The 13,426-nt window shown below is 47.1% G+C and carries 7 protein-coding genes; all 7 read right to left on the reverse strand.

The window, feature by feature from the left end; translation table 11 throughout:
- Positions 1-145: 145 nt before the first annotated feature.
- Complete coding sequence (locus HMPREF1492_RS00235) at positions 146-3,583, reverse strand: 4-alpha-glucanotransferase (protein ID WP_035434796.1); 3,438 nt, start codon at positions 3,581-3,583, stop codon at positions 146-148.
- Positions 3,584-3,585: 2 nt separating this feature from the next.
- Positions 3,586-5,085, reverse strand: coding sequence for a glycogen synthase GlgA (glgA, locus tag HMPREF1492_RS00240; RefSeq protein ID WP_035434797.1), 1,500 nt, complete (start codon positions 5,083-5,085; stop codon positions 3,586-3,588).
- 2 nt (positions 5,086-5,087) lie between these two features.
- Positions 5,088-6,191, reverse strand: coding sequence for a glucose-1-phosphate adenylyltransferase subunit GlgD (gene glgD / locus HMPREF1492_RS00245; RefSeq protein WP_035434799.1), 1,104 nt, complete (start codon positions 6,189-6,191; stop codon positions 5,088-5,090).
- On the reverse strand, positions 6,191-7,339 hold the full coding sequence (locus HMPREF1492_RS00250) for a glucose-1-phosphate adenylyltransferase (RefSeq protein ID WP_035434800.1): 1,149 nt from the start codon (positions 7,337-7,339) through the stop codon (positions 6,191-6,193). The genes glgD and HMPREF1492_RS00250 overlap by 1 nt, the downstream gene beginning before the upstream one ends.
- Positions 7,340-7,414: 75 nt before the next feature.
- Positions 7,415-9,844, reverse strand: coding sequence for a glycogen/starch/alpha-glucan phosphorylase (locus HMPREF1492_RS00255; RefSeq protein ID WP_035434803.1), 2,430 nt, complete (start codon positions 9,842-9,844; stop codon positions 7,415-7,417).
- Positions 9,831-11,846 (reverse strand): 1,4-alpha-glucan branching protein GlgB, encoded by a 2,016-nt coding sequence (gene glgB, locus HMPREF1492_RS00260; RefSeq protein WP_035434806.1) that lies wholly within the window; start codon positions 11,844-11,846, stop codon positions 9,831-9,833. The genes HMPREF1492_RS00255 and glgB overlap by 14 nt, the downstream gene beginning before the upstream one ends.
- A 340-nt stretch (positions 11,847-12,186) precedes the next feature.
- On the reverse strand, positions 12,187-13,413 hold the full coding sequence (locus HMPREF1492_RS00265) for an iron-containing alcohol dehydrogenase family protein (protein ID WP_035433174.1): 1,227 nt from the start codon (positions 13,411-13,413) through the stop codon (positions 12,187-12,189).
- Between the last annotated feature and the right edge of the window lie 13 nt (positions 13,414-13,426).

Here is a 13,426-nt window from a genome sequence, read left to right on the forward strand (position 1 = left end):
TGCTGAGGTTAAAGCAAGACAGTAGCAAATAGGACTGGAAGTTAAATTTAAACCTCTCATGTTGAACTGCCTCCCATTTCTCGTGTCCAAGAAATGGGAGGCAGTTCATCGAGAAGGACTTTTTTGTTGTAACAAAAAAGGTACGCTAAGCGTCGAGCTTACTCTGGTGCAGCTCAACAAACCTCTGCAGCTTTTGAACAACCTCTGGCGTGAGCATGTCCTTTTTAACCTGCCAAGACCAATTTCCTTCAGCTTTACCAGGAATATTCATGCGAGCATCATCAGAAAGGCCCAGGACATCCTGAAGTGGAAGGATAACCACTGCATTAGAAGTGCTAACTACTTGCTCCATAAGGTGGTCGAAAATCTGGTGTGATTCATCAGTTGCCTGGCCACCTGTAAAACGAGCTTCTACAAAACCCATGAGCGTTTGCGTATCATGCGTGCCGCTGTACACAATAGACTCCTGAACTGGCGCAAAAGAGTATCTACAGTCTCCATCAGCAAACTGAATGACGCTCATGCCCGGAAATCCCGTCTGAGAAAGCAGTGCACGGACCGCAGGAGTAACCGCTCCCAAATCCTCCGCAATAAAAGGCAGTGAACCAAGCTGCTTATAAGCGACCTCAAACAACTCATAGCCAGGGCCAAACTTAAATGAACCCTCGGCAGCAGTCTTTCCCTGTTCAATGGCATAGTAAGACGTGAAACCAATAAAGTGATCCAGTCTGGTGTAGTCGTACAGATAGAAAGACCTGCGGAAACGTTCAATCCACCAACGATATCCTTCGTCTTTATGAGCCTGCCAGTTGTACGTTGGATTACCCCACAGCTGGCCATCTTGAGAAAACGCGTCAGCAGGAGCGCCAGCTTGGAGCTCTGTATGGCCCGTATCATCTAGAGCAAAAAGCTCCGGATGCGCCCAAACATCAGCGGAATCTTCCGAAACAAACATGGGCATGTCGCCAATAATCTGAATTCCTTTAGCGCGAGCCTCTGCTAACGTCTGACCCCAAATAACGTCAAAGGCAAATTGACGCTTTTGATGAAGTTCAATTGCCTGAGTAAGCTCGGGACGCTCAAGTAGCTCTTGTGACCAGCTGCGATACTGCTTTGGCCACTCCTGCCACACTACCTCACCAAGCAGGTCTTTGATTGCACGGAACGCCGCATACGAATCAAGCCAATACGAGTTTCTCGCCAGAAATGCCTGGTACTCAGCAGCTCGTTTACTCTGAGGGTCGTCGCACTCAGAAATGATTTTCTCCATCGCGGCCTGGTCAAGCAAGTTGATATTTCCTGCAAAGGCAGAAATTCCCGCGTAAGGGGATCCGTATTCATCGGTTGGGCTAACAGGCAAGATCTGCCAATACTTCTGACCAGATTTGGCGAGAAAATCGATGAACTCGGAAGTCTCACGACCAATAACACCAAGCTTCTGACCTGGTTTGGTTGAAGCGTCCTCATCGGCAGGCAGAGAGGTGATGTGAGCAAGCACTCCCATACCAGGCTCAAGGGGCTTTTGTAACCTGTGAGCTGGCTGCACGTTTAAGACCGTGCATCCAAGCTGCCACAAAAAGACCTCTGCTTTGCCGTCCTTAACGGGGACTGCTTGGCCACTAATAACATCAATAACCTGCATGTTCTGAGGTACAGAAACATATACTGTTTTAGCATCTGAGCGGCTCTTATTCACCAGAACACAAATGCCAGAAGCGTCTTTGTTCTGCTGCTCTTGTTGGTCATCTTTTTGAACAGGCCTACGCCAGAAAGCTAAAACATCATCTGAGCCGCCCTCGGGAACAAACGGTTCAAACGAGCCGTCTACCAGCAGAGGAAGTGTCTTTCTTAGTGCAATAGCATTGCGATACATATGCAAGTAATCCAGGTCTGCTCGCGGACTGCTTCCTGGCCATGGCATAGTTGCGCGATTTGTTGGGTCAACAAATCCCTCAACGCCCATCTCATCGCCATAGTAGATTGATGGAACACCAGGAAGTGTCATCTGAAGCACAGCTGTCTGCCACATACGAGCCTTAGAAAGGCCGCGTTGATCAGCAGAAAGTCTGTACGTTACCTGCTCTTGAGCAGAAAGAGCATCAGGAGCAGGAGCTCCAGCAACTACGTTAATCAGTCGCTCTTTATCGTGCGTTCCAAATACATTCAGGCACGCATAAAATGCCTCGTGAGGATAGTTTTCCCACAGCTCCTCGAGAGCTGAAACAGTTACCTCGGCACCAACTTCATTCATCAAAAATGAAAGAATAGATTTACGCAGAGGATAATTCATAGGACCGTCAAGCTCTGAGCCCTCAAGATACTGTCTGAGTTTTCCATACGCTCGCTTATTGCTTGCGTCCTCCCAGACCTCTCCAATAATGACCGCATCGCTACGCTCGGCAAGTGCAGCCGTACGAATCTTCTGGATGAATGAGTCAGAAATCTCGTCAGCAACGTCTAAGCGCCAACCGCGAGCACCTCGGCGCAGCCACGTTCTAATAACGCCATTCTCGCCACAAATAAACTCCTGATAATCAGGGTTATCAGAGACAATCGTCGGAAGAGCATCGACACCCCACCAACTCTCATATGTTCCATCCTCATGGAACGTAAACCACTCATCATAGGACGAGCCAGCCTGCTGAACTGCTCCTGGTTCAGAGTAGTTAGAGAATTTATTAAAATATTTTGAATCAGCGCCACAGTGATTAAAAACGCCATCCAAAATAATAGAAATACCATGTTCAGCAGCTTTTGCGCAGAGGCGCTCAAAATCCTCTACAGTGCCCAACACGGGATCAACTTCCAAATAATCCGCAATATCGTAGCGATGATTACTAGAAGCAGCATAGATAGGATTCAAATAAAGCGCAGTTATTCCAAGGTTTTCCAAATAAGGAAGCTTCTCTTCAATACCAGCCAAAGAACCGCCGTAGAAATCCCATTCAGTCAAGCGGCCGTTGGCATCGCGCTGATACTCAGGGGTCTTTTCCCAGTCATCAACTAGCTGGCGAGAAACCCCATTTCTTGGAATGGCAAGTGCTTGCTTGGTACGTTCATACCAGTTTGCATCTCGTGCAAACCTGTCGGGGAAAATCTGGTAGACAACTCCCCCTTTATACCAGCTAGGGTCTTCTACACCTGCAAAGCTGCCACGAGACTTATAGCAAGTAATCTGAAATGATGGTGGCTCGCCATAGGCAAAGCTACCAACACCGGTGCATCTATTTTCTTGAACACCATATGACCAAACTGCTCCGTCAGAAGCCTGAAGCTCAAAACGATACCAAATAAGGCCCGTAGCAGCTGGTTTAACAATTGCCTCAAAGCACTGCGCATAGTCAGGTACGCCAGTCGGAAGCGCGCCAGCAAAATCACTCTTTTGCATCACCACGCGTTTCTCGCCAGACAGAACTTGGGCCTCTGAAGACGATTCAGGGCCATACTCTTGCCAGAGACGAAGCGTTACTGATTGAACATCATCGTCCCAAGCAAATATTCTGATTGTTGCTGAAGTACCTAGTTCTACCGCGCCTTTTGGATCTCTACAAACAATGTTTGAGGTGTTGTGAAAAGCCTGCATTCTTACCAATCTCGACGACGTACATACCTAATAATCTCAGGGTGTAGTAAATGATACACGTCAAGATATTCATTTGCAGCATTATGCCAACTAAAGTCCTCTGCCATCGCCTGTTTTACAAGATTTGCCCACGCTTGTTTATCGTTTCTATAAACATCGGCGGCGTACAGAATAATATCTGCCATTTCATCTGCGTTTTGATTGGCAAAACTAAAGCCGGTTCCTTCTCCCGTAAACTGGTTGTACGGTTTTACAGAATCTGCCAGACCGCCCGTCTCGCGAACAACAGGAAGCGTGCCATAACGCATAGAAATCATCTGAGAAAGGCCGCAAGGCTCAAACTCTGATGGCATCAAGAACATATCCGCACCTGCGTACATACGGTGAGAAAGCGCAATATCAAATTCAATACGTGCAGCCATACGGTTGCCATAGTGCTCATCAAAGAAGCGCATAGCATCTTCTTGTTCAGCGTCACCAGTTCCTAGAACAGCAACCTCAATACCTGCACAAATAAGACGGTCCATCGCATAGCGAATCAGGCCCAAGCCTTTCTGGTTAGTCAGGCGCGTAACCATTACCGCAAGAGGTACATCTGGATTTACCTCAAGGCCCAGCTCCTCTTGCAGCTGACGCTTACACTCAGCCTTGCCTTCCATATGACGTGCCGAGAAGTTCTGTGGAATATAAGAATCACTTGCAGGTGACCACGCACCAATATCAATACCATTCAGGATGCCGCGCAGTACACTTTGACGGCGACGGAAGATATCATCCATTCCCTCTCCGAAGTGCTCTGTCTGAAGCTCTTGGGCATACGTTGGGCTAACAGTGAGCAGATAATCGGAGTAGCAAAGCGCACCCTTCATAAAGTTGATGGAGCTTGCGTCACACCTCAGTTGATCAGCTGCAGCAGGAATATCAGCAAGACCAAGTACGTCGCTGAGCATCTTGTCAGTAAACTGGCCCTGGAACTTGACGTTATGAATGGAGAAGACCGTCTTAACGTTTTGGACCTCAGGGACGCCCTGATACTGCTCACGCAGAAATACGGGTGCCAGTGCCGTTTGCCAGTCATTGCAGTGCAGAACGTCGCAGGAGAGCTCTGGGACGTGTGCAATCAGCTCACACAGAGCCTTGGAGAAGAACGCATAGCGCTCTCCATCATCAAAGTAGCCATAGAGGCCATCACGAGCAAAGTAAGACTCGTTATCTACAAAGTAAAAATCAACGCCTTCATGAACCAGATGCCACAGCCCACAATACTCAAAGCGCCACGAAAGAGGCACCTGAAGCTCGTAGACCTTCTTCATCTTTTGTTTCCACTCGGGCTTAATGGAGCTGTAGAGTGGCGAAATAACCGCCACTCTAGCTCCTACTTTTTTAAGTGCTTGTGGCAATGAACCCGAGACATCTCCAAGGCCGCCCGACTTGGAAAAAGGCGCCACCTCTGAACTTGCATAGACAACGCGAAGTTTGCGACGCTTGGAGACTTGGGACATTATTACGCCACCCTCTTATTGTTTTTACGCTGAAGAAGAATTTCTTCGCTGGTACCACGAAGCTCAGTACCTGCAGGAATAATATTAGAACGGTCTACAATAGCGTGCTCGACTACAGAACCTTCCTTAACAATGCAACCTTCCATCACAATAGAATCGCGTACTACTGCGCCACGCTCAATGATGACGTTACGACCAAGGATGGAACCGGTAACAGATCCACGGATACGACAACCTGCAGAAATGGTTGAGTTGCTAACTTTAGAGCCAATCTCAAATTTTGCAGGAGCGGTATCGTGAGCCTTTGTCTTAATGGAACGCTCTGGGGTAAAGAGCTCATTTGCTGGCATGGGGTTCAAAAGCTCCATGTTAGCCTGATAATAAGAGTTCTTTGAGAAGATAGATGCTACATGGCCCTCAAAGTGGAAGGTACGGACCTTAACACGGTTGTAGTCAGCATGAAGCGCCTCAAAGAGGTCAAGATAATCAGTAGCTCTATACCAATCAAGCATATCAATAAGCAGGTCACGCTTGATAATAAAGCAGTCAAGGGAAGCTTCATCTCCGCGCTGGACACCATTATGTGTCTTGACTACGCGGTCACCTTCAAGCTCAACACCAACAACATCTCTATCGTTATAACGAGTGGTGTAGGTCATCATAGTAATGTCCGCGTCAGACTCCAGATGCTGATCAAGCAGCTCGGTAAGATCAGAGTTAAAAACAAAGTTTGAAGTGGACAGCAGAACATACTCTGCGTCAGTTCTCTCAAGATAAGGCCTGTTGGAAATCAGATCTCTGAGCAGGAAACGAGCGCCTGTGTGAGAGGTACCAAAAGCAGATCCTGGCAGGATAAACAAACCTCCGCTCTTGCGGTCCAAGTTCCAATCTTTACCAGAGCCAAGGTGATCAATAAGTGAGCGATAGTTAAAGGGCATGATTACGCCAACGGTACTAATGTCCGAATTAACCATATTTGAAAGAGGAAAATCTACCAGGCGATATCTTCCCAAGAATGGCATAGATGCGATTGGGCGTACATCATTAGCGATTTCCATATTAGTAGAAGCATAATTGCAGGTAATAAGTCCAATTACCCTATTCATTAGTGCTCACCTCTTTCAACCACTACATCATTTCCAACAACAGCAATCTCCTTATTAAGGTCAGAGCTGCCAACGTGAACGTTCTTCTCGACCACAGCGTTCTCACCAAGGATTGCACGAATTACCACCGCGCCAGGCTTAACTTCTGCGCCAGGAAGAAGCACGGAGTCAATAACGCGCGCTCCCTCGCCAATAACGGCGTCGGTAGACAAAATTGAATGGCGAGAATAACCAAAGACCTGGCATCCGTTGCTTACCAGACAGTCATCTACCTCGCCAAAAGCGCCAATGTACGCTGGTGGACGGGTGGAAGCATTGGACAAAATAGGGAACTTATCCGAGAAGATATCAAACTTAGGCTCAGAGCCAAGTAGATCCATGCTGGTCTCGTGATAACTTGCAATGGTGCCTACATCGCGCCAGAAACCCTCAAAGCGATAGGCAAAAAGACGTTTACCATCATCAAGCAACGTCGGAATAATATCGCCGCCAAAGTCATGAGAAGATTCAGGGTTCTTTGCGTCCTCACGCAAAGTCTCAAGAAGCAGGTCTGTGCTAAAGATATAGATTCCCATGGACGCCAGGTTGGACTCTGGCTCTTTGGGTTTCTCGGAAAACTTGGTGATCCTATCCTCATCATCAATGGACATGATGCCGAAGCGAGAGGTCTCTTCCCAAGGAACAGGCATGACGGCAATCGTAAGGTCTGCGTTGTTCTTCTTATGGCAGGCGAGCATCTCGCCGTAGTCCATACGGTAAAGCTGATCGCCAGAGAGAATTAGTACGTAATCAGGGTTATTCTGCTCAATGTAACCAATATTCTGGGTGACGGCATCTGCGGTTCCCGCATACCATGCACCACCAGACTGTGTTGCGAAGGGAGGCAGAATTGAAATTCCACCACCGCGCTCATCAAGGTCCCAAGCACTACCTGATCCCACGTAAGAGTGCAGCAAATACGGACGATACTGTGTCAAAACACCTACCGTAGAAATTCCTGAATTTGCGCAGTTGGATAATGCAAAGTCAATAATGCGGAACTTGCCACCAAACGAGACAGCAGGTTTAGCTACTTTTGAGGTCAGAGCACCTAAGCGGCTTCCCTGTCCTCCTGCAAGTAGCATTGCAAGACATTCCCTTTTGCTCATATCCAAATCTCCTCTCTCCCCAACAGAGGTCTTTATTCTCAACGTCTTACGACGATTGAACCTAAATGCAGATCCTTACACGTGCCAAATATCTTCCATGTACTCCCTGATAGTTCTATCAGCCGAGAAGAAACCAGAGTTTGCAGTATTGTGAAGTGCACGAGCATTCCAGCTACGACGATCTGCATAGGACTGAGTAAGTTCTTCCCATGCCTTCACGTAGGCGTCAAAGTCAATAAGCACCAGGTCAGGATCATTGTTAATCAGCAGATAGTCGTGAATTGACTCAAAGTTGCCAGAGAGTCGGCTCAACGAGCCATCGGTCAGCATATTTACAATGCGAGCCAGTGTTGGGTTCTGGTTAAGCAGGTTTTGTGCAAAGTAGGTGCCGGAAGCATATACCTCTTGGACCTCGTCTGCACGAAGACCAAAAATCTTGATGTTCTCTGGTCCTGCAAGCTCAGAGATCTCAATATTCGAACCGTCATATGTTCCAAGGGTCAGAGCCGCATTCATCATAAGCTTCATGTTTGAGGTACCAGAAGCCTCTGCACCAGCAACCGAAATCTGCTCTGAAATATCAGATGCAGCATAGATAAGCTGTGCATTTGAAACAGCAAAGTTTGGAATAAAGACAATCTTCAGACGACCCTCAATGCGCTCGTCGTTGTTAACCACGTCTGCAACGGAGTGAATAAGTCGAATGACTTCCTTTGCAAAGGTATAGCTCTGAGCAGCTTTGCCCGAGAAAATAAAGGTTGTTGGAGCTGGCTTATAGCTTGGATCATCAAGCATACGGTTGTAGAGATACAAAATCTTAAAGACATTAAGCAGCTGACGCTTATATGCATGGAAGCGTTTTACCTGCGTATCAAAGATGGTATTGGTATCCATCTCAACACCAGTTGTCTTCTTGACGTATGCAGCAAGACGCTCTTTTTCTTCTTTCTTTGCAGCGTCCATCTTGTCCAAGAACTCAGCATTGTTCTCAAAAGCAGAAAGCTTCTGAAGCTCATTGGCATCATCAAGCCAGCCGGTACCAATAGCCTCAGTAATAAGCTTTGCGTAAGCGGTATTTGCCTGTGCCAAGAAGCGACGGTGGCAGATGCCGTTAGTCTTGTTATTAAAGATTTCTGGACGAAGCTTGTAGAAGTCCTTCAAAACACTCTGCTTCAAAATGTTAGTGTGCAGATCAGATACACCGTTAACCGAGTGGCTAAACAAAATAGAGAGGTTAGCCATACGAACGGTGTTATCCCACAACACAGCTGTTGAGGCGAGAAGTTCGGTGTTGCCGTTAGAGTCAACAAGCAGCTGCTCCTTATAGAGGCGATCAACCTCGTCGATAAACATATACAAGCGAGGAAGCAGCTCACGGAAGGTGTTAATAGGCCACTTCTCAAGAGCCTCAGGCATAACGGTGTGGTTGGTATAAGAAATTGCGTTTCTCGCGATATCAAATGCCTCGTTAAAGTCAACGCCATGGTCATCGACAAGAAGGCGCATAAGCTCTGGTCCGCACATTGCTGGGTGCGTATCGTTAGTGTGGATACAGACGTGATCTGCAAAGTGTTCCCAATCCTCACCGTACTTATCCTTATAAGCACGAAGAATGGTCTGAAGACCAGCGGAAACAAACAAATACTCCTGCTTTAAGCGAAGAATGCGTCCGTGCTCACCAGAGTCATTTGGATACAAAATGGTTGAAATTGCCTCAACGTCAGAGCGGAACTTATTAGCACGTGCATAATCGCCGGCGTTAAAAGCATCAAGATCAAAGTCTTCCTCTGCTGGTTCTGCAGACCAAAGACGCAGCTTATTTACGGTCTTTGCGCCATAACCAACAATAGGCACATCGTATGGAACAGCCCTTACTACCTGTCCACCCTCTTGCGAGAACCAGAAGTTGCCATTCTCGTCCTCATGTCTTACAACTGTGCCACCAAAGCGCACCAGTACGCTAGAATCGTCTTTTCTGACTTCCCATGGATATCCATTTGCCAGCCAGTTATCGGTACGCTCTACCTGGCGCCCATCCTTAATCTCCTGGCGGAAGAGGCCATAGCGGTATCTCATGCCATTACCAAAGCCAGCCATTCCCTCGTGTGCCATGGAGTCCAGGAAGCACGCGGCGAGCCTACCCAGACCACCATTGCCAAGGCCAGGGTCTACCTCCTGAGCGGCAAGCTCATGAAGCGAGGTACCCATCTCTTTAAGGCCCTCTGCAACAACGTCGGTGATACCAAGATTGAGCAGGTAATTCTCAAGCAGTGGTCCAAGCAAAAACTCTAGAGAGAAGTAATAGACCTGCTTGTTTGCATGAATATAGGAGGTTGACTGAATTTCTCGCGCCTTTTCTGCAATGAGGTGGGCAAGAACGTTATAGCGCTCCTGAACAGTGCACTCTCCATAGTATTTGCCAAGAATCTTGATGAACTTATCGCGATACTGCTCTTCAAAATCTTGTTTATCGGTAAAAATGTTTTGTCCGTTATTTACGGCCATGCTTCCCCCTCTTTGGAAGTTCTTTCTCAAACGCTAAAACAATGCCACCGAGCGGAGGAACAGACAGTTCTACCGAATAATCTCTTCCATTCCATGCCACTGGCTTGGTGGAAAGTTTCTTAGTATTCACAATACCCGAACCGCCAAACTCTTTTGCGTCGGAATTAAACACTTCTTTCCACACGCCTGCAGAAGGCATGCCCAAACGGAAGTTCTGATGGGTTGCAACGTCAAAATTGATGAGAATAACCAGGTCCTCGGAAGGCTTTCTTCCGTGACGAACAAACGAGATGATTGATTGCTCATTATTGTCTGCGTCAATCCAATCAAATCCACGGTTGTCGTAGGCATACTGCCAAAGTCCTGGATGATTCTTATAGAAATGATTAAGAGCCTTAATAAATGCCTGCTGATGAGCGTGAGTTGGATACTCCTCAGTCAAGTAATACTCAATACCCTCGTAGTAGCGCCATTCAATAAACTGCGCAATCTCGTTGCCCATAAAGTTGAGCTTAGCGCCCGGATGAGTCATCTGATGAAGTGCCAAAGCCCTCATGCCAGCAAACTGTCTCCACCAATCCCCCGGCATGCGCTGAATAAGACTGCACTTACCATGCACAACCTCGTCATGGCTGAGTGGCAGCACAAAATTCTCATTGAACTGATACATGCTGGAGAAGGTCAGAAGACGGTGGTTACCTGGTCTATAAGGGAAATCAGTCTGACAATAGTGCAGTGTATCATTCATCCAGCCCATGTCCCACTTAAGGTTAAAGCCAAGTCCCCCAACCTCGGGAGGATAGGTAACCAGCGGCCATGCTGTGGACTCTTCTGCAATCATCATAATATCGGGATGTTCTTTTTGAGCAGTCTCGTTGCAGAGACGCAAGAAAGCGCTTGCATCCAAATCTTCCTCTGTGCCCTTATGGTTAAAGCGCTTCTGGGAAGGATCGTCGATACCAAAATTCAAATACAGCATGCTACTGACACCGTCAACACGAATGCCATCAGCGTGATAGTCATTCAGCCACATGAGCAGGTTAGAAACAAGGAAGCTTCTAACCTCACCACGAGTAAGATCAAACTTAAGAGTTCCCCAGTTAGGATGCTCTTTTTCTTCAAAAAGCTTGGTACCATCAAACTCTGCGAGACCATGAGCATCTTTACAGAAGCCTCCTGGGACCCAGTCTAAAATGACGCCAATACCAGCCTGATGGCAGCAGTCAATAAAGTGTTTGAACTGGGCAGGATTGCCATACCTTGAGGTGGGAGCAAAATAACCCGTTACCTGATAACCCCAAGATCCATCAAAAGGATGCTCCATAACAGGGAGAAGCTCAATGTGGGTGTAGCCCATATCTTTAACATAGGCTACCAGCTCTTCTGAGAGGTCATCATAGGTGTAGAAGGCATCTACGTTGGTGTCAAAATAATCCTTGGGTTCTTCGGCCTGCTCTACATTCTCTGTATCAGCAGAATCTTCCTCTTGGGCAGTCAGGTCAGTATGCTGCTTCCAGCTCCCAAGATGAACTTCAAAGATGTTAAGAGGACTATGCAGGAACTTAAGCGATGCACGTCTCTTCATCCATGCTTCGTCTTCCCAAACGTACACATCTGGGTCAAACGTAATAGATGCCGTATGTGGTCTGACCTCCGCATAGGTACCATAGGGGTCAGCCTTAAAAATCTTCTGTCCAGAAGCGGATACAATCAGAAATTTATACAATACTTCCGAGGTGATTCCTGGAATAAAACCTTCCCAGATTCCGCCATGTTTTGAGCGAGAAAGAACGTTGACGGTATCATCCCAATTATTAAAGTCTCCAACAACAGAGACAGAGGCTGCATTGGGGGCCCAAACCGCAAAATGATAACCTTCAACTCCATCTTCTTGAACCGCAGGGTGTGCACCTAATTTCTTGTGGCTCTGGAACCATTTACCTTGCGCAAACAAGTATGCATCCTGGTCACTCACTACTAACGATGCATTTAACTCTGCCATGCTCACCCCCGCGCTAATCTATGAAATCTACGCATTTTATAGATTTGTTATCCATAAAGACTCGTAGTTGATAGTTACTAAGATAAACCATTACAAGGTAAAACACGGTAACAAACACTCAATATGTCTTTCACCGATAAAAAACGACCGTACACGTTATTTTTTGTTTGTGCTAAATTTTGTTAATTATAGTGAATAAAAATTGCAACTAAAAGAAATGGCAGCTTATCCAAATAAACTGCCATTTGATACAAAAACTTTTTATATAACCGTGAAGCGACTTAAGAAAGCTGGCTCCTACAAGTCCTCTTCCTAAAGTGATTCTTCAGGTTACTTGCAGCTACATCTTGCGTGGTACAGCCGTCTCAGCTGAAGGAGCATGCGCAGCAATTACATCAAGAGCTGCTGTCTCTTGGTCCTTCTCGCCAGAAGCAACTGCCCTACCGTATGCATCGGTATCAAGAATTGCCTGGCGGAAGCGATCAGTTGTAAATCCATAAGGAGCACGACCCCACTCGTTGGTCTTCTGAGCTCGCTCAACAATGATGTCCAGGTCAGCGTCAACTGATTCTGGAGTAATGTCCAGATCGGCCAAGGTGGTTGGGAGACCAAGCTTTCTATTAAGCGCCACCTGCTCCTCAAGTGCCTTAAGGTTGCCGTCAAAGGCATACAAAACGCAGGTACCAAAGGAAACAACCTCACCATGAAGGTGTTTCTCGCCACGCTCGCCCAGAGCAGTAAAGGCATTGTAGAAGGCGTGAGCGGTTGAGGAATTAAAGTAATACGCGCCGCGCTCAGCACCAATGTTGGTGGTCATGTTAGATACAACACCAGCGGTAATGATGATGTTCAGAACAACGTTTTCAAATGCTTCAGAAACAATACCAGCGCGCTTATCTGCCAGTGCCTGCTCTGCATTATCAAACAGAGGCTCAATGCAGGCACCTGCGGCAAGAGCTCGTCCCATAAGAGGGCTGTGGAGCAGCTCAACTTCTCTGGAAGAAAGTTCAACCTCAGGACCCTTAGAGAAGGCATCGCCAATTCCTGCCCAGAAGTACTCATCCGGGCTCTCTGCAATAATCTGCGTATCAATAAAGGTATGAACGGGCAGCTCAGCAGGAATGAAGTACGTATCTGCAGAACCGTCTTCTTTATAGAAAACAGCAATTCTTGTTACAGGAGCGCAGTTAGAAGCAAGTGTTGGGAAGGTAAAGTATGGCTTGTCCAGGATAGTTGCAATCTCTTTACCCTCATCAATTGCGCGACCGCCGCCAACAAGGAAGAGCATATCAGCAGCAATAACCTCAGGCATTGCTGCAATTCTCTTGGCATTTGCGTGCGTAGAGTTAGTGCCGTAAGAAATCCAAGAAGAGATAGAAACCTCAGAACCCGCAAGTGCGGCCTCAAGCTTTGGACGTGCCTTCTCCATTGCAGTTGGTCCACCAATGACTACGGCATTTTTACCAAATCGCTTAACAATGTGCAGTACCGACTTATAAGCATCAACACCAATGGTGTATGAAGGCAGATACTCCGTAAATGTTCCGCGAGATTCCATCTTTTCCATAGCGTCCTCCAAA

Source organism: Atopobium sp. BS2, assembly GCF_000565075.1.
Lineage (GTDB): Bacteria > Actinomycetota > Coriobacteriia > Coriobacteriales > Atopobiaceae > Lancefieldella.